Below are 20,825 nucleotides of genomic sequence, written 5' to 3'. Positions count from 1 at the left end.
GCCTGCGCGCGTCACCGAACCGCCGACTGCGGCCGGCTCGACTGCGAACTCAGGCCTTCGGTCGATTCGCGAGCTCGACGATCCACGGCAAGGTCGTGATGCCGCGGAGCTTGTCGACGGCGACACGCGCCCGCGCGGCCGCGATCGCTTCACGCTCGCTGACGACGAGAGGCTTGTCGGTCGTCGCGTCAGGAACGGTCGGGTTCACGGTGTCGGTCATCGCGATACTCCTCCCGCTCGTGAGTCCCATTGTCCGCCTGCACCTGAGAATCACCAACATCCGCACTCGCTGCAGAAGCGGCACCGGCGCCGGCACCGGCGAGCTCGATCGAGCCCTGGTACGCCGCGAGCGAGCGATTCGTCGCCGCGCTGATGATGTCCGCTTCGTGGACCGCCGCGTACTCGCTCGTGCTCAGCGAGCCGAGCGTCTCGTAACCCACCTCACGGATTGCTGACTCGCCGCTCAAGGTGAGGTTGAGCGCCCATTCCGCGCGCTTCCACCACTGCTCTTTGCGTTCCGCCTGGCGTTGCGAGGCGGATTGGTGGCGCGCTGCCGCGAACGCGATCGCGGCAGCGATCACCGCCGCGAATCCGCCGAAGCCCGGGCTGGTCACCCAGGGGAAGAACCACGAGCCGAACCACTCGTACGCGCCTGGAATGAAGATGCCGACAATCACGAGATCGGCAGTACCGACGATGATCGCGAGCCAGCCCAGCTGCCACGGGCCGGGTTTCCAGCGCTGCCGGATCGCCTGCGGTGCGGCGGAGCCGACTGGCGCTTCGTCGCTCATGCGCCGATACAACTCGACACCCGGGCGGGCGCGATGAAGTTGTCCACAGCCTCGACCGCCGCTGCGCCACAGCCCCGACTATCCGGATCGACGATCGTTCGAGAGCAGGTTAGGATTGCCTTACCTGACCCGTTCGCCCGACAGGAGCACCCGTGGCATCCATCAGCAACATCGAGATCACCCACGGCGTCGCCGGCCTCGTGCGGGCGGAGGTGCTGCGCAGCGAGCGTGTCTCGCCGCACTTCCAGCGGGTCACGATCGGCGGCGACGACCTGGCGCGCTTCGAATACCAGGGCTTCGACCAGTGGTTCCGTCTCGCGATCCCCGTCGCCGAGGGCGACCCCGGCTTCGACCGGCTGCCCGACCGGATCGACATGCGCGGCTACCTGAAGTACCTGACGCTGCCGAAGGCGACGCGTCCGGTGATCCGCAACTACACCGTCCGCGCCTTCCGCCCCGAGCAGCGCGAGCTCGACATCGACTTCGTCGTGCACGGCGACGAGGGCGTCGCCGGGCCGTGGGCGGCGGCAGCGCAGCCCGGATCCGCGGTGGCCCTCATCGACCAGGGATGCGGCTGGAGCCCCGTGCCCGCCGACTGGTTCCTGCTCGTCGCCGACCCCTCCGGGCTCCCGGCCGTGGCCGGCATCCTGCGCGACCTGCCGCGCGATGCCACGGGGATCGCGATCATCGAGCTCGACACCCTCGACGACGCCCAGCACATCGAGGCGCCCGACTCGATCGACCTGCACTGGGTCATCCGCCCCGAGGGCACGAAGGTCGGCGCGACCGCGCTGCAGCACGTGCGCGACCTGCCGTTCCCGGTCGGCGCGCCCTACGCCTTCGCCGTCGGCGAGGCCGCCCTCGTCACCGGAACCCGCCGCTACCTCGTGAGCGAGCTCGGCGTGAACAAGAAGAACGTGACGTTCTGCGGGTACTGGAAGGCCGGCCGCAACAGCGACTGAGCCGGCGCGACGCTCCGACCGCGGAGCAGCACCACCGCGAAAGCCCGCCGCAACAGCGACTGAGCCGGCGCGACGCTCCGACCGCGGAGCAGCACCACCGCGAAAGCCCGCCGCAACAGCGACTAATTCCTCCCCCGTTCACCCGACGCACGCGCCGGGCACCGCCCGATCCGCGGTGAGCAGTGCCACAGTGACGGGATGAAGATCGCGATCGCCGGGGCGACCGGCGTGGTCGGGCGGCACACCGTGGCCGCCGCCGAAGCCGCCGGGCACGATGTGGTGCCGCTGTCGCGCTCGGCCGGGCACGACATCCTCGACGCCGCCGCCACCGTCGCCGCGCTGGACGACGTCGAGGCCCTGATCGACGTGACCAGCGTCGCCACGATCAAGGAGCGCGAGGCGGTCGAGTTCTTCGAGCGCGGAACGCGGGCGCTGCTCGAGGCCGAGCGTCTCGCCGGCGTTCCGCATCACGTGGCGCTGTCGATCGTGGGCATCGACGACATCGACGACGGCTACTACGCCGGCAAGCTCGCGCAGGAGCGGGTGCTGGCCGCCGAGCACGGCGCGGTCGACTGGACGGTGCTGCGGGCGACGCAGTTCCACGAGTTCGCCGAGCAGACCCTCGTGCGAGCGACGGTCGGGCCGGTGACGGTGGCCCCGAAGGCGCTCGTGCGCACGGTCGCCGCCCGCGAGGTGGGCGCCCGTCTGGCCGAGCTCGCCGCGGCGCCCGCCGTGGGCCGCGCGACCGATCTCGCCGGACCCGAGCAGGCCAGCCTGGCCGATCTGATGCGGCGGATGCTGCAGCACGACGGCGCCCGACGCCGTCTGGTCGAGGCGCGCCTGCCCGGCGCCTTCGGCCGCGGCATGGCCTCGGGCGCCCTCGCGGGCGAGCCGGACGCCGACCGGGGCACGATCACCTTCGACGCCTGGCTCGACTCGCCCGACCACATCCGCGTGATCTGAGGATGCCGACCGCCGACGAGGGCGCGGAAGCGAGCGCGCGATGACCGCCTCCGCATCCGACTACCGCTGGTTCCTCGACTACCGGCTGCTCGTCGACTACGGCTACTGCGCCGCAACCGTGCCCGGTATCACCCCGCGCCGCCTGCTCGACCTGCTCGAGGCTCGCGGTCGCGCCACGGCTCCCGACCTCGATTCCCTCATCGGGGCGAGTCAGGACGCCTTCGAGATCGCCACGGTCGACCGGCAGCTGGTCGGCGTGCGGGCGATCGGCACCGCGACCCTGCTGCTGCAGGCGAATGGATGGGTCGGGGTGACCGACGAGCTGATGCGTCCGGTGATCGACGACCACGAGGTGGCCGCACACTTCCTCAACGTGAACGGCGTCGACCGCTTCCACTGGTGGAGCGGGCGTCGCGAACGGCTCGCCTTCGAGCCGCTCGCCTTCTCGGCGCGGCACGACCTCGACGACGACGTCGCGTCGGAGACGCTCGCGGCTCTGACGGATGCCGGCTTCGATCTCGACGACGGCGATCCCGACTCCCCCACCGCGAGCGCGTGGGCGCTGGCCGAGAACCTCACGGGCGTGCGGGTGACCGAAGACCAGCTCGCCGGCCCCTGGCTCACCGGCGTCGTGACCTTCCCCGGGCAGCAGCGCTGACATCCCGCCCTCCTCCCCAGCCGCACGGGGCACGCGTTTCGCACTTTTCACCCCCGAACGGGTGACAAGCAACCTGAGGTTTCCCTACGGTGGTGTCAGCAGCCGAGACCGGGGGAGAGCATGGCCGAGGGCACCGAGATCATCGCGATCGATCCCGACGTGCTGCACAAGGTCGCGAAAGACCTCACCGCCGTCGGCGACCAGGTGAGCGAGGTGGATGCGCGCATCACCCAGAACCCGATCAACGCGGCGGCCTTCGGGCTGATGAACGCGTGGATGGCCCCGCCGATCTCAGGACTCATCTCGCACACGGCCGACGTCGTCAAGGTGACCGCCGAGCTCGCGACCGCGGTCGGCGCCGCCACGAAGGCCTCGGCCGACGACTTCGAGCGCAACGAGCAGTCGATCGTCTCCGGCGTCGGCAAGCTCGAGCAGGATCTCGACCACGCGAACGGACGGTCGATCCTGCGATGACGCTCACCGCCCCCTCGACCTTCGGCGAGACCGGCTCGTTCAGCGAGGCCGGCGCCGCGCTCGGCTCCGCCGCCGGCGAGGCCGCCGGGCGCGCGCTCGGCTCCGCCGCCGACGTCGCCGCGCAGCTCGCCTCGGGCGCCTGGGCGCAGGGCGGCGCCGAGGCCTTCCGCGTCGCGTTCGCCGATCCGGGTGCGACCACGGTCAAGATCGTCAGCTGGGCGCTCGAGTACGTGCATCCCCTCGACACCTGGCTCGACGCGCTCACCGGCGACAAGGTGCAGGTGTCGGCGTTCGCGCAGACCTGGACGGGCGTCTCCTCGTCGCTGCACGACGCGCGCGAGCAGGTCGTCTCGGCGCGCAGCACGATGGCCGAGCAGAAGGGCCAGACGGCGCGGGCCGTGCGCAAGCGCCTCGACGACCTCGACGGCGCGCTCACCGAGGCGGGCGACTGGTCGAACGCCGCCGCGAAGGCGCTCGAACTCGCCTCCACGATCGTGACCGCCGTGCACGACGCGATCATCGGCGCGCTGAGCGAGCTCGCCGGCCTCGTGATGGACCTCTTCGGCTTCACGATCAACCCGTTCAGCAAGATCGACGACCTCAAGAAGGTCATCCACCGCGCGGGCGAGTTCATCAAGGTCATCGGTCAGCTCATCGACCGCATGACGACCGCCTTCGAGCAGCTGAAGGCGCTGCTCGAGGCGCTGCTGCCGGTCATCGGCGACATCCTCGAGAAGCTGCGGCCGATCCTGGCGAAGATGGTGCACGTCGCCGCAATCGGCATCGGCGCGGGTGTCGGGTCGGCGTTCGGACCGCTCGGCACGGCGGGCGGCGCCGTCGTCGGCGGCCTGTTCGGCGGGGCGGCGGCCGACCTCATCCAACCCGACCGCCGCGTCACCGACCTCGACCCGAGCGTGCTCAGCACGCAAGAGCAGCGCACCGCCTATGAGCAGGCCAACGGCGTCACTCGGCTCGACTCGCTCTCGGATGCGGTGCGGCAGAACGGCTACGCCGACCAGATCGGCGCCGCCGAGCGCAGCGTCGTCGACATCAAGCAGATCGTCGGCGACGACGGCCAGACCCGCTACGTGGTCGCGCTGCCGTCGACGCAGGACTGGAACTTCCCCTGGAAACAGGATCAGGGCTCGCTCGGCGATCTCGACACGAACGTCGCGCTCGTCACGATGGACAACCCCGCGCTGCGCACCCAGTACGAGCGGGCGGTCATGCAGGCGATGCAGGATGCGGGCGTGCCGCCCGGCGCGCACGTCGTCTACACCGGATTCAGTCAGGGCGGCATCATGGCCGCCTCGATCGCCGAGCACGACCGCACCTACGTCACCGACGCGATCATCACCAACGGCGCCCCGATCGGCACCTTCGACATCCCGCCGTCGACCCGTGTGGTGAGCTTCGAGCACGCGGCCGACCCGGTGCCGATCGCCGACGGCCAGTACACCGACAGCACCGCCTCCGACCCGAACCGCACGAACGTGAAGCTGCCGAACCCGCCCGAGGGCTGGGATCCGATGAGCACGCACAACAACGCGCACTACACGCAGTCGGTGGCCGCCTGGGAGGCGGCGAACCCGGAGGCCGCGGCCGACGTGCGGTCGATGATCACCGGGCGCGTGGTCGACCACCAGTTCCACGCCTTCAACGAGTGAGAGGCTGAACCGTGGCCTCCCGACGCGCGTCGCGCTCGCTTCTGCCCCGCGGTTCCCGGTCGTCGCTGACGGCGCGCGCCCGCCGCCGCGGGATCCGCCGCCGCTCCGTGCGACGACTGCGGATCGGCGCGGCCCTCGCGATCGGCATCGCCGCCCTCCTCGCGTTCGCCGGATGCGCGCCCGCGTCGAGCGGCGGAGGCGACGTGGTGCTGACCGACGTGAAGAAGGCGATCATCGCCGCCGACCCGGACATCGCCGACGTCACCGTCGAGAGCGCCCGCGACGGGCTCGCCCGGGTGCTCGCCGTCAATGTCGCGATCGCCGACGACGCGATCGACGGCGACCGGCTCTCGGCCCTGCTCAAGGCCACCGTCGACACCCGCGGAGCGTCCGACTTCAGCCAGCTGCACTTCTCGGTCTGGACGCCCGACCTGAACGGCGGACTCGTCGACCTGAGCGACCCCGCCGACGAGCTCGGACTCAGCGCCGCCGACAAGACGATCAGCGACGACGTCGCGACCGTGAAGTCGAAGCTCGGCTGAGCGCCACCGGCCCGACGACCCCGGGGCCGGGCGGCCCCGATCCGAAGACCAGCCCGAAGCGCGATGCGCGAGACACCGGAGAACGACATGAGCGACCCCGCCAGCGGAAACCCCTCCGACCCCTACGGCAGCCCCGACCGGGTGCGAGCATCCGTGCAGGCGCAGGTCGCCGCCGCGGAGGCGCGCACAGCCACCGTCGACGCGCTCGCCGAGCGGGTCGCCGCGACCACCGCATCCGCCCGCTCGCTGCGCGGCGAGGTCGAGGTGACCGCCGAGCCGACCGGCGCCGTGCGCGAGGTGCGCTTCAGTGAGGATGCGCTCGGGCTGCGCGCCGCCGACCTCGGCCGGCTCGTGACGGAGACGATCGCCCGGGCCCAGCGCGACGCGGCCGAGAAGGCGCTCGCCGCCGCCGCGGAGGCCCTCGGCGCCGGCAGCGCGGTCGTCGGGCAGATCCGCGACGAGATCTCCCGCCGCCCCGAGCCGCCGACCGCCGGCGCGCGCCAGGTGCTCTGAGCCGGCGCCGCCGCGACGCCGCGACGCCGCGACGCCGCGAGAGTACGTGCTTTGCAGCCCTACGACCGCTCGTGACCCCGCAAAGTGCGTACTCCCGCGGGGTGTGCACGCGGGGTGTGAGCGCCGGTCAGGCCGCAGGAGCGCCCGGTCCCGGGCCGTCGACGACGAGGCGCTTGCCGAGCGACACGCTCGCGTCCATCGTGTAGCCGAGCGCGACGTAGAGCCCCAGTGCGGCGGCGTTGCCCTCGCGCACCTGCAGGTTGACCTTCGGGCAGCCACGGGCGAGCAGCAGCCGCTCCACCTCGGTCATCATCTCCCGCGCGAGTCCCTGACGCTGGGCGCCCGGGTCGACCGCGAGGTAGTTCACCCAGCCGCGGTGTCCGTCGTAGCCGGCCATCGCCGTCGCGACGATGCGCGGGGCGCCGGCCACGGCGAGCTCGCCGACCAGGAACAGCTCGGGCTGCACCTCGGCCTTGCGGGCGATGTCCTTCCGCGGGTCGTTCCACGGGCGCACGAGTCCGCAGCGCTCCCAGATCTCGACCACGGTCTCGGTATCGGCCTGGGAGAAGGGGCGGATGCGCATCCCTCCAGGCTACCCAGCGGCTCGGGCCGGACTCGCCGCGCATCCACAGCCGGGCATCTACCGGCAGCATCCACCGGCGCAGACGACGAGAGCCGCCCATCCCGGGGATGAGCGGCTCTCGATCGACTCAGTGCCTCACGCGTCGCAGCCCGAGGGCCGCGGCGACGATCGGCTCGAGGTCAGTCCTCGTCGGTGTCGGCGAAGTCGTCCGACTCGCCGTCGACATCCACGCCGTTGGCGCGGTCGGCGATCTGCGCGATGAGCTCGTCACGCGGGCGCACCTCGGTCCACTCGGCCTCGATCTCGGCGCGCTGCAGCAGCGACTCGGTGCGGCGGCGGCGGTTGAACGGCGCCAGGGTGACGACGATGCCGTCCTTGCCCGCGCGGCCGGTGCGGCCGGCGCGGTGCAGGTACGTCTTGTAGTCGTCGGGCGCGTCGGCCTGGATGACGAGGGTGACGTCATCCACGTGGATGCCGCGGGCCGCCACGTCGGTCGCCACCAGCACGGTCGCGCGACCGCTGGTGAGCTTCTCGAGATTGCGCGTGCGGCGCGACTGGTTCAGGTCGCCGTGCAGGCTGACGGCGCGGATGCCGTAGTCCTCGAGCATGTCGGTCAGGTCCTCGGCGAACGCACGGGTGCGCGCGAAGACGAGCTTCTTGCCGGGGCCGGCGGCGAGCTCGGCCAGCACGGCCTGCTTGTCGCGCTGGTCGAGCATGAACACGCGGTGCTCGATGGTCGAGGCGTCCTGGTCTTCACCGGCGACCTCGTAGACGGCCGGCTCGCGCAGGAACTCGTCGACGAGCGCGGCGACGGCCGCGTCGAGCGTGGCCGAGAACAGCAGCTTCTGGCTGGTCTCGGGCGTGCGGCGCAGCAGGTCCTGCACCGGCTCGAGGAAGCCGAGGTCGCACATGTGGTCGGCCTCGTCGAGCACGACGGTCTCGATCTGCGAGAGGTCGAGGCGGCCCTGGCTGACCAGGTCGCCGATGCGGCCCGGGGTGCCCACGACGATGTCGACGCCGCGCTGCAGCGCGCCGTACTGACGGGCGTAGGGCACGCCGCCGTAGAGCTGCGTGGTGAAGAGGCCGACGCTGCGGGCGATCGGCTGCACGGTGCGGTCGATCTGCAGGGCCAGCTCGCGGGTCGGCGCGAGGATGATCGCGCGGGGCGCGCGGCCCGGCTTGCGACGCTCGTTGCTCGACTTCTCGGCGTTCAGGCGCAGCAGGCGCTCGACGAGCGGGGCGCCGAAGGCGATGGTCTTGCCGGAGCCGGTGCGGCCACGGCCGAGCACGTCGCGACCCTCGAGCACGACGGGGATGGTGCCGGCCTGGATCGGGAACGGGCTGGCGGCGCCGAGCTCGGCGAGCGCGGTGACGATGTTGCCGCCGAGACCGAGATCGGTGAACGAGGTGCTCTCGGTGTCGTCGACCTGGATCGCCTCGGCGGTCAGGCGCTCGAGCACGACGTCGTCGGGAACTCCGGCACCCGGCTCGCGGTCGCGGCGCGGGCCGTAGTGGCCCTGCGTCTCACGGTCGCCGCGGTAGCCGCGGTCGTCGTCGCGACGGGGGCGGTCGCCGAAGTCACGACGGGGACGGTCGCTGAAGTCGCGGCGCGGACGGTCGTCGCGGTCGCCACGGAAGCCGCGGTCGCGGTTCTGGTCGCGGTCGCCGAAGTCGCGGCGGGGAGCGCGGTCGCGGTCGCCGAAGTCACGACGCGGTCCGCGGTCCTCGCGGTCGCCGAAGTCACGACGGGGGCGGTCGTCGCCGAAGTCACGACGGGGACGCTCGGCGCGGTCCTCGCGGAACGGGGTGTGGTCGTGACGCAGGGCGCGGGGAGCGCGGTCGCTGCGGCCGGCGCCGTCGAAGCGGTTCTCGCGCCGGGCGCGGTCACCACGGTCGCGGTCGCCGCCACGGAAGCCGCCGTCACGGTTCTGGTCGCGGTCGCCGAAGTCACGACGGGGACGGTCATCCCACTGACGACGCGGACGGTCGCCGCCGTCGCGATTGCGGTCGCCGCCGCGGAAGCCGCCATCGCGGTTCTGGTCACGGTCGCCGAAGTCGCGGCGCGGGCGGTCGCCGAAGCGGTCCTCGCGCGGGCCGCGGTCGCTGCGGTCGCGGTCGAAGCCACGGCCGCCGCGGTCGTCACGGCGGTCATCGCGTCCGCCGCCGAAGCCGCGGTTGCCGCCGGCGTTGCGTCCGCCGCGGTAGCCGGGCTCGGCCGTCTCGCCGTTGCGTCCACGGGGCTCCCAGTTGGGACGGCCGTCGACCGGGGCGTCCCGGCGGTCGTTGCGGTCGCCGCCGCGAGGGCGCTCCGAGGAGTGGCCGCGCGCGACGCGCTGCTCGCCCGACCAGCGGGGCTTCTTGCCGCCGTGAGCGGAGCCCTCGCCGTCGGGGCGGTAGCCGCGGTGCTTGGGGCTCGGGCCCCCGGCACGCGCGCCGCCGCGGGCGGGGCTGTTCTTTCCGGCGCGCGACTGCGCGCCCATGTTCTTGGGCATGGTGCTACTTCCAGGGTTACGTGAACGACGCGCGAATACACACGCGTTTGGGGAACCCGGGCACTCTTTGACCGGGGGCCGCTGCTCAGCAGATGAGTCCTCGCCGCCAGAGATGGCGACGATCCGGCCCGCACGACAAGACAAGTGATGCGCACGACCAGCAATTGGCCGAGGTGTCGAGAGCCGACCGACAGAGCATACGCGGGATCCGCCGCGAATACGACCCCTCGATCCGTCGCGACCTCGCGCAGTCGCCCCGGGTCGCAACTGTGCATGACTCGGGAGGCGCCCGGCATGGCCGTCTTAGGGTGGATGCGATGCGTCTGTCCCCGCGAGCGATCCGAGCCTCCGGTGCCGCGGCGACCCTCGCCGCAGCACTGCTGCTGGTCGCCGGATGCACGCCGACCGGCGACGACGCCGAGACCAACACCCCGCCGACGCGACCGGCGATCCCCGGATTCGTGACCGACCCGGGCGTTCCGGTCGTGCCCGACCTCGTCTACGGCACCGCGCAGGACGGCACGAAGCTCACGCTCGACATCTGCCTCCCGCCCGAGGGCTACGACAGCCGCGACGGGCAGAAGAAGCCCGGCGGATCGGGTGGCGATCCGGCCGGCGATTCCGACGACGCGTCCGGCGACGGCTCGACGGGTGACTCCGGCGGCGATGCGAGCGGCGATGACACCGGCGTCAGCGACTCGAGCTCCGCATCCCCCTCGCCCGATCCGAACGGCGACCGCGGCGGCTCCGATAGCAGCGGCAACAGTGCGAGCAGCGACACCCCACAGCCCGCGATCCTGTTGGTGCACGGCGGCAGCTGGCGCCGCGGCGACAAGGCCGAGCTGACCTGGCGCAGCATCTGCCAGTGGATCGCGAAGAACGGCTACGTCGTCGCCAACGCCGACTACCGACTGGCGCCGCAGTACACGTTCCCGGCCGCGATCACCGACCTGCAGCAGGCGGTGCGGTGGATGCGGCTGCCGGCCCAGCAGGACCGCTTCCGCATCGACCCGAAGCGCATCGGCGCGATGGGCGGCTCGGCCGGCGGCAACCTGGTCTCGCTGCTCGGCACGCGCGGATCCGGCCCGACCGACGAGAACGCGCGGGTCAGCGCGGTCGCCGAGCTGAGCGGACCCATCGACCTCACCGGCGTCGCCGTCACCCCCGACTTCGTGCCCGTGCAGCTCACCTACCTCGGCTGCACGTCGACGACCGACTGCCCCGCCGCCGAGAAGGCGTCGGCGACCTCGTTCATCGACAAGACCGATCCGCCGTTCCTCGTCGCGCACTCGACGAAGGAGCGCATCCCGCTCGAGCAGGCGAACCGCTTCGTGACGCAGCTGCGCGCGAAGGGCGTCGACACGACCTACATCAAGGTCAAGGGCGCCCGCCACTCCATCGCGATGCTCGCCGACAACGACCCGCTGCGCGCCCGCATCATCGAGTTCTTCGACACGAAGCTGCGTGACGCTCCGCGCGTCGCCGCGGTTCCGCCGGGCGGCGCGGGCGACGGCGCGAGCGACACGGATGCGGATCCCGTGGGCGACGACTCCAGCTCCAGCTCCGGCTGAGCCGCCGATCCCTGCGATCCCGCCGTGCAGGTCGACTCGGGTGGCCACGAACTGCACACCATAACGGCGTGTCGCGTGCCATTTCTGGCCACCCACCATCGAGAGCACCCCAGGGTGGCCACAAACCGCACACTATTACGGCGTGTCGCGTGCCATTTCTGGCCACCCACCATCGAGAGCACCCCAGGGTGGCCACGAACTGCACACCAGCACGGCGTGTCGCGTGCCATTTCTGGCCACCCACCATCGAGAGCGGCTCGAGGGGGCGCGGGGTCATCGCGCCGGCAGCACCGTCCGCGAGCGGCGGACGGATGTCAGCCGATGGCGGTGACGCTGAGGGCGATGCCGCTCAGGATGCCGACGGCGCACAGCAGGGTCGCGAGCACGGCGATCCACCCGATGCGGCGCCCCCGCCCGCCGACGATCGGCGCGAGCACCGCGATCGCCGCGACCGCGACGATCCCGACGACGAGCGGCACCCCGATCGACCAGGGCAGCAGGTCGAGATCGCAGGGATGATCCGGCCCGCACGCCGCGACCCCCAGCTGCCGGAACCACAGCGCGACCGCGGCGAGCGCCGTCGCCGCCAGGTTCGCCGGAGCGAGCACCATGACGAGCACGATCTCGGCGGTTGCGGGCACGACGGCGGCAGACGGCCGGTCGCGCGGGTCTCCGGCACGATCACCCCAGCCCCCGCGCTCGGAATCGAGGTCGTCGCGCAGGCTCACCCGCCCAGCCTGCGCCGCGCATCCCCGCGCCGCACCCGGGTCAGCCCTCGCCGGCACTCGCCCGACCGTCGTCGCCCAACGCGCCCCTCGCGCGCCGCGGAGCACCCGGCCGCCGAAGCCCGCGGGTGGCCGCGAATGCGCGCGACATGCCGCGTTGGGCGTGCAGCTCCGGCCATCCACGAGTCAGGCGGGACGCCGAGTGGCCAGAAGTGCAGATGACACGCCGGGCGCGATCTGCATCTCCGGCCACTCGATGCGGGGTGCGGCTCAGCTCGGGGGCGTGAAGACCGGACCGGGACCGGATGAGGGCGCAGGGCCGGTCGGGCCGGAACCCGCCGTCGGCGGCTCGTCGTCCGGGCCGTCGTCCGGCGACGTCGAGCGCGGAGTCTCCGGCGGCGCCTCGGGCGAGGTTCCGGGGGATGCCGCAGCCGGTCCGTCGACCACCGGCTCGGCGGGTGCGCTCGTCGAGCTCGCGGCCGAGCCGGCGGACGCCTCGGCCGCGCCGCGCTGGGCAGAACCCTGCGGCGTCGGCGCACCGGCACCGGCGGTGCCGACAGCACCAGCACCAGCACCAGCACCAGCACCAGCACCAGCACCAGCCAGCGCACTCACGCGCGCATCCGCATCCGCCGAGTTCGCGCTCCCGGTCGCCTGATCCACCGCACCCCCGCCGGCCAGCGCCGCCTTGGCTGCGCGTCGATCCATCCGCCGTTCCTTCGCGCCCTCGACGACCCAGTACAGGGTCGGCAGCACGATGAGCGTCAGCACCGTCGACGACACGAGTCCGCCGATCACGACGATCGCGAGCGGCTGCGAGATGAAGCCGCCGTGGCCGGTGAGTCCGAGCGACATCGGCACGAGCGCGAAGATCGTCGCCGCCGCGGTCATGAGAATCGGCCGCAGTCGTCGCGCGGCGCCGTGCGTGATCGCCTCGCGCACCCGCATTCCCCGGTCGCGGTACTGGTTGACGAGGTCGATCAGCACGATCGCGTTCGTCACGACGATGCCGACGAGCATGAGCACGCCGATGATCGAGGCGACGCCGAGCGGCAGGTTCGCCGCCACCTGCAAGGCGATCGCGCCGGTCGCCGCGAACGGCACCGAGATCAGCAGCAGCAGCGGCTGCCGCAGGCTGCGGAACGTCGCCACCATGACCGTGTAGACGATGAGAATCGCGGCGAGCAGCGCGAGCCCGAGCTGACCGAAGGCGTTCGCCTGGTCGCTGGTGACGCCGCCGAGGGTCGCGGTCGCGCCGTCGGGCAGCTTCACCTCGTCAACCACCTTCTGAACCGCGGCGGACGCGGCGGCCGTGTTCTGGGTGTCGGGCGTGATCGTGATGGTCGCGCTGCGCACGCCGCGCACGGTGGTGACCGAGGTGGGTCCGTCGCGCTGCTCGACGGTCGCGAGCGTCGACAGCGGAACGGCACCGGCGGCGGTCGGGATCTGGAAGTCCCGCAGCTCCTGCAGCGTCGTCGGCGCGGTCGTGTTCTCGATGTACATGTCGAGGGTCTTCTCGTCGATCACGACCGTGCCGATGGATGTCGGCAGCATCGCATCCGCCACGATCCCGCCCACGGCGACCTCGCTGAGTCCGGCGGCCGCGGCCTTCTGCCGGTCGACCTCGATGGCGATGTAGGGCTGCGTGGCCGAGAGGTTGCTCTCCGCCTGCGCGGTCTCCTTCAGCGCGCGCACCTTCTCGAGGATCTGGTCGGAGGCGTCGCGCAGCTTGGCCGAGTCGGGCGCGAGGATGTCGACCTCGATGTCGCTCGATCCGAATCCGCCGCCCGAGCCGGCGACGGAGACGTCGCCGACGTCCTTGAGGTCGCCGACCGCGTCGCGCACCTTCGAGCGCAGCTTCGTCTGGTCGACCGAGGGGTCGGTCGTGATGTTGAAGGTCGCGTCGCCGCCGCCCGTGAACGCGGACTGCAGGCTGCTGCCGCTCGAGCCGAGCGTGGTCGCGACGGTGTCGATGCCGTCGATGCCGCGCAGTGCCGATTCGACCTTCTTGGCGGCGTCGTTCTTGGCATCCAGGCTGGTGCCGGCCTTCATCGACTGGGTCACCGTGAGCGTGTTCTGGCCCGAGTCGCCGAGGAAGTTGAACTGCAGGAACGCCCCGCCGAGCGCACCCGATCCGACGAGCACCAGCAGCGCCGCGACGAGGGTGATGACGGGATGGCGCAGCGTTCCGCGGATGATCGGCAGGTACGCCTTCTGCAGGCGCGTCGGCTTGTCGAGCTCGTCCTGCTCGGGCGCGACGGCGGCCTCGGCGTGCTTGCGGTTCTTGCTGCCGAGGAACCAGTAGGCGAGCACAGGCACGATCGTCAGCGAGACGAAGAGGGAGGCGGCGAGCGCGATCGTCACGGTCAGCGCGAACGGCCGGAACAGCTCGCCCGTGATGTCGCTGACGAGCGCGAGCGGCAGGAACACCGCGACGGTCGTGACGGTGGAGGCGGTGACCGCGGTCGCGACCTCGCGCACGGCCTTCTTGATGGCCGTCAGCTTGTCTTCGCCGAGGCCGATATGCCGCTTGATGTTCTCGATCACGACGATCGAGTCGTCGACCACGCGGCCGATCGCGATCGTCAGCGCGCCGAGCGTGATGATGTTGAGCGTGTAGCCCGCGGCGAGCATGCCGATCAGGGTGATCAGCACCGACACGGGGATCGAGATCGCGGTGACGATCGTCGACCTGATCGAGAACAGGAAGATCAGGATGATGACGACGGCGAAGCCGAGACCGAGCAGCCCCTCGGTCGCGAGGCTCTCGATCGACTGCTGGATGAACGGCGCCTGATCGAAGACGACCGTGAACTCGGTGCCGTCGCCGAGGGCCTTCTGCAGCTCGGGGATCTGCGCGCGCAGCGCCTTCGACACGTCGACGGTGTTGCCGTCGGGCTTCTTGGTGATCGAGATCGACAGCGAGTCCTTGCCGTCGACGCGCGAGTAGCCGGTGACCGGGTTCGCCTCGACCTTCACCGTGGCGACGTCGCCGATCGTGGTGACGGCGCCATCAGACCCGCCGGTCGCGGCGCCGGTCGCGCCGGAGCCGCCCGTCGCATCCGCGCCGCCCGCGCCCGCGGCGCCGCTGTCGCCCGCGGCGCCGCTGGCAGCTCCGCTGCCGGCGCCCGACCCGGCACCCGCGTTGGCGCCCGATCCGCTCGATCCGGCGAGCAGCGGCACCTTCGCGATCTCGTCCGGGGTCGTCAGCCGCACGCCGCCCTGCACGATGAGGGTCTGGTCGTTCTCGGTGATGGTTCCGGCGGGGATGAGCACGCCGTTGCTCTTGAGGGCGTCGCGGATGCTCTGACTGGTGAACCCGCCGCCGTACAGCTTGGCGAGGTCAGGCGTGATCGTGACGCGCTGGCCGCTGTCGCCGAGGATGCTCGCCTCACGCACCCCGGCCGTCTTCTCGATCTCGGTGACCGTCGAGCCCTTCAGCGCGTCGCTGAGATCGTCCGCCGACTTGTCGCTCGTGACCGCGAGCACGAGCACGGGCAGGTCGGCGATCGACCCGGTCACGACCTGCGGGTCGACGCCGGAGGGCAGCTGGTTCGAGATGCGGCCCATCGCGAGCTGCACCTTCTGCTCGGTGCTGACGATGTCGGTGCCGTACTTCAGCGACGCCGACACGGTCGACACGGCCGAGTTCGAGGTGGCGGTCGTCGACTCGAGCCCCTCGATGCCCTGCAGAGCGCTCTCGATCGGGGTCGACACATCCTTCTCGACGACATCGGGGCTCGCCCCCGGGTACTGCGTCACGACGAAGAGCTGCGGCAGGGTGAGGCTCGGGATGAGCTCCTGCTTGAGCGTGGTGAGCGCGACCCCGCCGAACGCCGCGACGACGATCGTCAGCAGGGCGATCAGGGCGCGGTTGCGCAGACTGAAGACAGACAGCAGGTGCACGGATTGACTCCCAGGTCGCCGGCGGTGGTGAGGCGTGCACGACGACGCGCACGCGTCCAGTATCCGCCGCGGGGGTCGACCGGGGCGTACTCCCCGGGGATGATCAGGCGGTACCGCGGTGCCGGTGCCCGCTGATTCCGCTGCGCGGGCCTCCCCCGTGGGGCGGAGGCGGGTGGATGCTCGCGGTCAGTCGGCGGTCGTGGCCGGCGCGTCGGTCGCGCCGGCCTCCCGCTCGGCGCGCGCCTCCCGTGCCGTTCGCCGTCGCGCCGCGACCTTCTTCGCGGTCGCCGTGGCCTTGCCGACCACGCGGGTCGCCCGAACGTTGACCTTCTTCGCGCCCTCGAACTCGCTGCCGAGGATGCCGAGACCGCCGAGCGCGATCAGCGCGCCCGGTCCGGGCAGCGGGATGAGCACGACCCCGAGTGCGACGGTCGCCCCGCCGACCACGCCGACGCCCGTGCGGTAGACCCTGTCGGCCTTCGGGTTGCGTCGGATCGCCGCGCGTCCGCCGACGAACGCCGAGCCGACCGCCCGGCCGAGGGCGGCGCCGGCGCGCTGCGCGGTGGAGCGGGTTCGCGGCGATCCCGTCGATCCCGTCGCGCTCGCATCAGGCCCGGCCGCGGTCGACCCCGTCACGTCGGGCCCGGTGGCATCCGGCCCGCTCTCTCGAGTTCGCGCGTCATCGATCATCCGGGCACGCTAGCCGCCGCCTCTGCGCGCCGCCCGGAACCTCCCGCCGAGCGTCGGAGGGGCCTGATCAGTCGAATGCGGCGTCAGCCGTGCAGCCGCGCTCGCTTCACGAGGCGGTCGACCGCGTTGCGCGCGCCGTGCAGCGCGACGCCGACCAGGTCGAGATCGGCTCCGGCGACCCGGCGCACCGCCGCCCGGTTGGCGGCGTCGTGCGTGGTCGCGAACATGTCGGCGGTGTAGACGGCGACGCGCATCCCGCGCTCGACGCCCTTGGCGCGGGCTGCGGCGAGCGCCTCGGAATCCGCCTCGAACACCATGACCGGCTGGCGCAGCAGCGGCAGGTACCCGGTGTCGTCGGCGTCGACGTAGGGTTCGCCGATCAGCTCCGGGTCGGACGCGACGCCGCTCGCCAGGAACGCCGTCACGTTCAGCCGCTGCCAGGTCGCGAGGTCGTCGCGCACGAGCACCGCCACGCGGGTATCGAAACGCACGGGCGCGTCGGGGTCGGCTGCATCGGGGCCGCCAACGGCGGAGGCGGGATCGGCGGATGCGGAGGTGACGTCGTTCGGGTCGGTCATGTCCTCAGCGTCGCGGCCGCGCATCCGTCTCGTCTTGTACGTTGCTGACGTGATCAGCCGCCCCGACCCGAGCGCGGAGCACCTGCGCGCCTGGTCGCCCGGCATCCCGGGGATGAGCGAGGTGCTGCACGCCCGCTTCGTCGAGCACGCCTACCCGCTGCACGCGCACGGCGACTGGTCGCTGCTGCTGATCGATCAGGGCGAGGTGCACTACGAGCTCGACGGGCGACGGCATCGCGCCCCTGCCGGAACCGTGACGCTGCTGCCGCCGCGCGTTCCGCACGACGGGCACGCGGCGTCGACGCGCGAGGGATTCCGCAAGCGCGTCGCCTATCTCGATCGCGGCTGGCTGCCCGAGCAGCTCGTGTCGGCGGCGAGCGCGCGCCCGCTGTTCGACGACCCGGCGCTGATCGCCGCGACCGGACGCCTGCACGCGCTCGTCGCGCTGCCGGGCGAGGGCTTCCGCGCTGAGTCGGAGCTCGCGGGGATCGGCGCACGCCTGCGCGAGCTGCTCGTCGAGCGCGAGAGCGGGCGGATGCGCACACGACTGTCGGCCGTCGACGGCGGCTACGGCGACGCGAGCGGGGGCGCCGGTCCCGGCCGCACCGCTGACGCTCCGCTCGCGCTGCGGCTGCGCGAGCTGCTCGAAGACGCGGTCGCGCAGAACACGGAGGCCGCCGCCGCGCACCTCACCCTCGCCGCCGCATCCCGTCTGCTGGGCGCCTCACCCGAGCACCTCATCCGCGTGTTCCGGGCGCAGTACGGCGTGCCGCCGCACCGCTACCTCACGAGCATCCGCGTCGACCGCGCTCGTCGCCTGCTGCTCGGCGGGATGCGCGCCGTCGACGCCGCGACGGCCGCCGGCTTCTACGATCAGGCGCACCTCACGCGGCACTTCCGCCGCGTGCTCGGCACGACCCCGACCGCGTTCCAGCGCAGTGCGGCCTGACGCGCCCGCCCGTTCGACGTGCCCGCCGCCTACTCCCCCGCCGGCTCCCACAGCTCGATCGGCAGCCCCTCGGGGTCGTGGATGCGGGCGAAGCGCCCGAGCCCGGCGGCATCCCACTCGTCCCGGCGCTCGACCGCGATGCCGTCGGCCTCGAGCCGCGCGACCAGCTCATCGAGGGCGTCGACGCGGAGGTTCAGCATGAACGGCTGATCGGCGGCGAAGTAGTCGCTGTCGGCGGGGAACGGCGCGAAGACCGTGTCGCCGGACTGCTGCGCCCACATCCCATAGGGACCATCACCCACGCCGAGGTGCCGCTGATACCAGGCCAGTCGCGCCTCGGGGTCGCGGCTGCGGAAGAAGAGCCCGCCGATCCCGGTCACCGTCATGTCGTCTCCGTCCGTCCGCTGTCTGTCGCCGCCCGCCGCTGTCCCCGTCGCGCGGCATCCGCTCACGCGATCTGCGCCAGCTCCTCCGCGCCGAGCGCGATCGGGTTGCGCGAGATGGCCGCGTAGGCGCGAGCCAGCGCATCCACTCCCCGCTCGAGCTCCTCGGGCGGGTACGAGAACGGGATGCGCAGGAAGCGCTCGAAGACGCCGTCGATGCCGAAGCGCGGTCCGGCCGCGATCACGAGCCCCTCGGACCGGGCGGCGAGCGCGACCTGCGAGCTGATCGGGGCGCCGAGGTTGACCCAGGCCGTGAGTCCGCCAGGCACCTCGGGCATGCGCCAGGTGGGCAGGCGGCGGCGCAGCAGCGCGGCCAGCAGGTCTCGGCCCTCGCGCAGCTGCGTGCGGCGGCCGGCGAGGATGCCGTCCATGTCGGGCATGAGCTCGGCGACGATGAGCTGGTCGAGCACGGGCGTGCCGAGGTCGTTGGCGAAGCGGATGCGCGCGATGCGCTGCAGGTCGTCGCGGTTCGCGCGGATCCAGCCGATGCGCAGCCCGCCCCAGACGCTCTTGCCGACCGAGCCGATCGTGATCACCAGGTCGCCGCCGAGGCTCGCGAACGGCGTCGGCGCCTCACTGCCGTCGAGCTGCATCTCCGACATCGTCTCGTCGACGACGAGCCGGGTGCCCTGCCGCGCCGCGGTGGCGACGAGGCGCTCGCGCTGGTCGTGCGGCATCCGGCGTCCGGTGGGGTTGTGGGTGTCGGGCATGAGGTAGCCGAGGCTCGGGCTGGTGCGCTGCAGGGCCTGCTGCAGGGCGGTCTCATCCCAGCCGTCCTCGCTCGTGACGGCGACCTGCACGAGGCGGCCGCCGGCGTTGCGCAGCGCCTCGAAGGCGTGCGGGTAGCTCGGCGACTCGACGAGCACGCGGTCTCCGCGCGCGACGAAGGCGCGGGCGACGAGCGAGATCGCGTGCTGAGCGCCGATCGTGACCATGACCTCGTCGGGGCTCGTCGGCAGTCCGCGGCGGGTGTAGCGGGCGGCGATCTGCTCGCGCAGCGCGAGCACGCCGTAGGGGTCGTAGCCGGATTCGCCCACGAAGGCCGGCAGCTTCATGACGGCGCGCTCGGCGTAGGCGGCGACGCCGGGGATGGCGGGCAGGGTCGCCTTCGAGAAGTCGAGAAGGTCGTCAGCCGGCTCGGGCGCGCTCGTGGCGGACGGGTGCGGCAGGCGGGCGACGCTGCCCGAGCCGCGCAGGCTCTCGATGTGGCCGCTGTCGCGGAGGGCGGCGTAGGCGCTCGAGACGGTGGTGCGCGAGACGCCGAGCGCCGCGGCGAGCTCGCGCTCGGCGGGCAGGCGGGTGCCGAGGGGGATGCGGCCGTCGAGCACCAGCAGCCGTACGCGATCGGCGAGCGATTGGTATGCGGCGCCGGCACCGGAGAGTCGCCAGCCGGTGAGGAAAGTGGCCAAAGAGCGCGCGGACAGGGTCGCCATGCAGCCACGGTAGAGCAATTGGCTATGGATCTCCAAGCCAATCGGGGGATTGGATACTCGACATGAGCACGAACGACGCCGCCGCGACCGGCAGCACGGGTACCGGCACCACCGCCGCCCCGACCGCCGACGCCGCACCCAGCCGCATCCACGCCGCCCTCACCACGCGTCGGGCGATCTGGATCCGTCGCTTCGCGCAGCTCGCCGTCGGGGTCTTCCTCTACGGCATCGCGATCTCGTTCATGGTGCGCGCCGCGATCGGCGTCGCCCCGTGGGATGTGCTGACGCAGGGCCTGTCGAAGGTCACCGGGCTGCCCTTCGGCGTGCTGACGATCATCATCGGCGCGGTCGTGCTCGCCCTCTGGATCCCGATCAAGCAGAAGCCCGGCATCGGCACCGTCGTCAACATCATCGGCGTCGGCGCGAGCGCCGAGGTCGGCTTCGCCCTGCTGCCCGTGCTCGACACCTCGTCGTGGACGTCGCTGTGGGTGCGCATCCCCTTCTTCGCCTTCGGCCTGGTGCTGCTCGCCTTCGCGACCGGACTCTACGTCGGCGCACGCCTCGGCCCCGGCCCGCGCGACGGACTCATGACCGGGCTCGTCGCGCGCACCGGATGGCCCGTGTGGGTCGTGCGCACCGGCATCGAGGTCGTGGTGGTCGCCGTAGGCTGGCTGCTCGGCGGCAACGTGGGCGTCGGCACCATCGCCTTCGCCCTGCTGATCGGCCCGCTCTGCGGGATCGCGCTGCCGCGCCTGCGGGTGCCCGAGCCGCGCGAGACCCCCGCCGAGGCCGCCGCCGACATCCCCGTCGAGCGCGCCGCCAGCGGAACCGCCGCGCCGAGCTCGAATCCGGCGTAGCGTCGCGCCTCCTCGCGCGCCTGCCGCG

Annotated in this window: 20 protein-coding genes; 10 read left to right on the top strand and 10 right to left on the bottom strand. The window is 72.3% G+C overall.

Features of this window, described 5'->3' with window-relative positions:
• Window positions 1-49: 49 nt before the first annotated feature.
• On the bottom strand, window positions 50-220 hold the full coding sequence (locus BJ979_RS04770; protein ID WP_179565693.1) for a hypothetical protein: 171 nt from the start codon (window positions 218-220) through the stop codon (window positions 50-52).
• On the bottom strand, window positions 189-791 hold the full coding sequence (locus BJ979_RS04765) for a hypothetical protein (RefSeq protein WP_179565692.1): 603 nt from the start codon (window positions 789-791) through the stop codon (window positions 189-191). Before BJ979_RS04765 ends, BJ979_RS04770 begins: the two co-directional genes overlap by 32 nt.
• 152 nt (window positions 792-943) lie before the next feature.
• On the opposite strand from BJ979_RS04765, the gene BJ979_RS04760 reads away from it, so the two are divergent.
• From BJ979_RS04760 to BJ979_RS04730, 7 genes are all read left to right on the top strand, one after another.
• Entirely contained in the window at window positions 944-1,753 is an 810-nt protein-coding gene (locus tag BJ979_RS04760; RefSeq protein WP_343046599.1) for a siderophore-interacting protein, read from the top strand.
• Window positions 1,754-1,951: 198 nt separating this feature from the next.
• Complete coding sequence (locus tag BJ979_RS04755; RefSeq protein ID WP_179565690.1) at window positions 1,952-2,716, top strand: SDR family oxidoreductase; 765 nt, start codon at window positions 1,952-1,954, stop codon at window positions 2,714-2,716.
• A 40-nt stretch (window positions 2,717-2,756) separates the two neighbouring features.
• Window positions 2,757-3,374, top strand: a complete 618-nt coding sequence (locus tag BJ979_RS04750; RefSeq protein ID WP_179565687.1) for a DUF6461 domain-containing protein — start codon at window positions 2,757-2,759, stop codon at window positions 3,372-3,374.
• 120 nt (window positions 3,375-3,494) lie between these two features.
• Complete coding sequence (locus BJ979_RS04745) at window positions 3,495-3,848, top strand: hypothetical protein (RefSeq protein ID WP_179565685.1); 354 nt, start codon at window positions 3,495-3,497, stop codon at window positions 3,846-3,848.
• Window positions 3,845-5,515, top strand: a complete 1,671-nt coding sequence (locus BJ979_RS04740; protein WP_179565683.1) for an alpha/beta hydrolase — start codon at window positions 3,845-3,847, stop codon at window positions 5,513-5,515. Before BJ979_RS04745 ends, BJ979_RS04740 begins: the two co-directional genes overlap by 4 nt.
• A gap of 11 nt (window positions 5,516-5,526) precedes the next feature.
• On the top strand, window positions 5,527-6,057 hold the full coding sequence (locus tag BJ979_RS04735; RefSeq protein ID WP_179565681.1) for a hypothetical protein: 531 nt from the start codon (window positions 5,527-5,529) through the stop codon (window positions 6,055-6,057).
• A gap of 87 nt (window positions 6,058-6,144) precedes the next feature.
• Window positions 6,145-6,570: a YbaB/EbfC family nucleoid-associated protein gene (locus tag BJ979_RS04730; protein ID WP_179565679.1), complete on the top strand. Its 426-nt coding sequence runs from the start codon at window positions 6,145-6,147 to the stop codon at window positions 6,568-6,570.
• Between the two features lie 127 nt (window positions 6,571-6,697).
• On the opposite strand, the gene BJ979_RS04725 is transcribed toward BJ979_RS04730, so the two are convergent.
• The gene (locus BJ979_RS04725; protein WP_179565677.1) at window positions 6,698-7,153 is read right to left on the bottom strand and encodes a GNAT family acetyltransferase; all 456 of its coding nucleotides are present in this window, start codon (window positions 7,151-7,153) and stop codon (window positions 6,698-6,700) included.
• A gap of 179 nt (window positions 7,154-7,332) precedes the next feature.
• Window positions 7,333-9,645 carry a DEAD/DEAH box helicase gene (locus BJ979_RS04720; protein WP_246286692.1) on the bottom strand — a complete coding sequence of 771 codons (2,313 nt, stop codon included), beginning with the start codon at window positions 9,643-9,645 and terminating at the stop codon, window positions 7,333-7,335.
• Between the two features lie 317 nt (window positions 9,646-9,962).
• Here BJ979_RS04720 and BJ979_RS04715 point away from each other — a divergent pair, with 317 nt between their 5' ends.
• Window positions 9,963-11,216 (top strand): alpha/beta hydrolase, encoded by a 1,254-nt coding sequence (locus BJ979_RS04715; protein ID WP_179565675.1) that lies wholly within the window; start codon window positions 9,963-9,965, stop codon window positions 11,214-11,216.
• A gap of 314 nt (window positions 11,217-11,530) precedes the next feature.
• Here BJ979_RS04715 and BJ979_RS04710 read toward each other — a convergent pair whose 3' ends face one another.
• The 4 genes from BJ979_RS04710 to BJ979_RS04695 all read right to left on the bottom strand — a co-directional run bounded on the left by BJ979_RS04710 (window position 11,531) and on the right by BJ979_RS04695 (window position 17,115).
• Window positions 11,531-11,944: a hypothetical protein gene (locus tag BJ979_RS04710; RefSeq protein WP_179565673.1), complete on the bottom strand. Its 414-nt coding sequence runs from the start codon at window positions 11,942-11,944 to the stop codon at window positions 11,531-11,533.
• Window positions 11,945-12,211: 267 nt separating this feature from the next.
• Window positions 12,212-15,847 (bottom strand): efflux RND transporter permease subunit, encoded by a 3,636-nt coding sequence (locus tag BJ979_RS04705; RefSeq protein ID WP_179565671.1) that lies wholly within the window; start codon window positions 15,845-15,847, stop codon window positions 12,212-12,214.
• A 186-nt stretch (window positions 15,848-16,033) separates the two neighbouring features.
• On the bottom strand, window positions 16,034-16,537 hold the full coding sequence (locus BJ979_RS04700) for a PGPGW domain-containing protein (protein WP_179565669.1): 504 nt from the start codon (window positions 16,535-16,537) through the stop codon (window positions 16,034-16,036).
• Between the two features lie 83 nt (window positions 16,538-16,620).
• Window positions 16,621-17,115: a DUF2000 domain-containing protein gene (locus BJ979_RS04695; RefSeq protein ID WP_179565667.1), complete on the bottom strand. Its 495-nt coding sequence runs from the start codon at window positions 17,113-17,115 to the stop codon at window positions 16,621-16,623.
• Window positions 17,116-17,164: 49 nt separating this feature from the next.
• On the opposite strand from BJ979_RS04695, the gene BJ979_RS04690 reads away from it, so the two are divergent.
• On the top strand, window positions 17,165-18,064 hold the full coding sequence (locus BJ979_RS04690; protein WP_343046598.1) for an AraC family transcriptional regulator: 900 nt from the start codon (window positions 17,165-17,167) through the stop codon (window positions 18,062-18,064).
• Between the two features lie 29 nt (window positions 18,065-18,093).
• Here BJ979_RS04690 and BJ979_RS04685 read toward each other — a convergent pair whose 3' ends face one another.
• Window positions 18,094-18,450 (bottom strand): VOC family protein, encoded by a 357-nt coding sequence (locus tag BJ979_RS04685; RefSeq protein WP_179565663.1) that lies wholly within the window; start codon window positions 18,448-18,450, stop codon window positions 18,094-18,096.
• A gap of 62 nt (window positions 18,451-18,512) precedes the next feature.
• Window positions 18,513-19,940 (bottom strand): MocR-like transcription factor YczR, encoded by a 1,428-nt coding sequence (yczR, locus tag BJ979_RS04680; protein WP_179565661.1) that lies wholly within the window; start codon window positions 19,938-19,940, stop codon window positions 18,513-18,515.
• Window positions 19,941-20,002: 62 nt separating this feature from the next.
• On the opposite strand from yczR, the gene yczE reads away from it, so the two are divergent.
• Window positions 20,003-20,797 carry a membrane protein YczE gene (gene yczE, locus BJ979_RS04675; protein WP_246286691.1) on the top strand — a complete coding sequence of 265 codons (795 nt, stop codon included), beginning with the start codon at window positions 20,003-20,005 and terminating at the stop codon, window positions 20,795-20,797.
• The last annotated feature ends 28 nt before the right edge of the window (window positions 20,798-20,825 follow it).

It is taken from the genome of Schumannella luteola (genome assembly GCF_013408685.1).
Taxonomy (GTDB): Bacteria; Actinomycetota; Actinomycetes; order Actinomycetales; family Microbacteriaceae; genus Schumannella; species Schumannella luteola.
The sequence above is the reverse complement of the archived record's forward strand: the minus strand, read 5'-3'. Positions and strand labels throughout refer to the sequence as shown.

Excerpts from the sequence above, each read along its gene's own strand:
- BJ979_RS04770 (WP_179565693.1), bottom strand. The coding sequence starts at position 220 with ATGACCGACACCGTGAACCCGACCGTTCCTGACGCGACGACCGACAAG.
- BJ979_RS04765 (WP_179565692.1), bottom strand. The coding sequence starts at position 791 with ATGAGCGACGAAGCGCCAGTCGGCTCCGCCGCACCGCAGGCGATCCGG.
- BJ979_RS04755 (WP_179565690.1), top strand. The coding sequence starts at position 1,952 with ATGAAGATCGCGATCGCCGGGGCGACCGGCGTGGTCGGGCGGCACACC.
- BJ979_RS04750 (WP_179565687.1), top strand. The coding sequence starts at position 2,757 with ATGACCGCCTCCGCATCCGACTACCGCTGGTTCCTCGACTACCGGCTG.
- BJ979_RS04745 (WP_179565685.1), top strand. The coding sequence starts at position 3,495 with ATGGCCGAGGGCACCGAGATCATCGCGATCGATCCCGACGTGCTGCAC.
- BJ979_RS04740 (WP_179565683.1), top strand. The coding sequence starts at position 3,845 with ATGACGCTCACCGCCCCCTCGACCTTCGGCGAGACCGGCTCGTTCAGC.
- BJ979_RS04730 (WP_179565679.1), top strand. The coding sequence starts at position 6,145 with ATGAGCGACCCCGCCAGCGGAAACCCCTCCGACCCCTACGGCAGCCCC.
- BJ979_RS04725 (WP_179565677.1), bottom strand. The coding sequence starts at position 7,153 with ATGCGCATCCGCCCCTTCTCCCAGGCCGATACCGAGACCGTGGTCGAG.
- BJ979_RS04720 (WP_246286692.1), bottom strand. The coding sequence starts at position 9,645 with ATGCCCAAGAACATGGGCGCGCAGTCGCGCGCCGGAAAGAACAGCCCC.
- BJ979_RS04715 (WP_179565675.1), top strand. The coding sequence starts at position 9,963 with ATGCGTCTGTCCCCGCGAGCGATCCGAGCCTCCGGTGCCGCGGCGACC.
- BJ979_RS04700 (WP_179565669.1), bottom strand. The coding sequence starts at position 16,537 with ATGATCGATGACGCGCGAACTCGAGAGAGCGGGCCGGATGCCACCGGG.
- BJ979_RS04695 (WP_179565667.1), bottom strand. The coding sequence starts at position 17,115 with ATGACCGACCCGAACGACGTCACCTCCGCATCCGCCGATCCCGCCTCC.
- BJ979_RS04685 (WP_179565663.1), bottom strand. The coding sequence starts at position 18,450 with ATGACGGTGACCGGGATCGGCGGGCTCTTCTTCCGCAGCCGCGACCCC.
- yczR (WP_179565661.1), bottom strand. The coding sequence starts at position 19,940 with ATGGCGACCCTGTCCGCGCGCTCTTTGGCCACTTTCCTCACCGGCTGG.
- yczE (WP_246286691.1), top strand. The coding sequence starts at position 20,003 with ATGAGCACGAACGACGCCGCCGCGACCGGCAGCACGGGTACCGGCACC.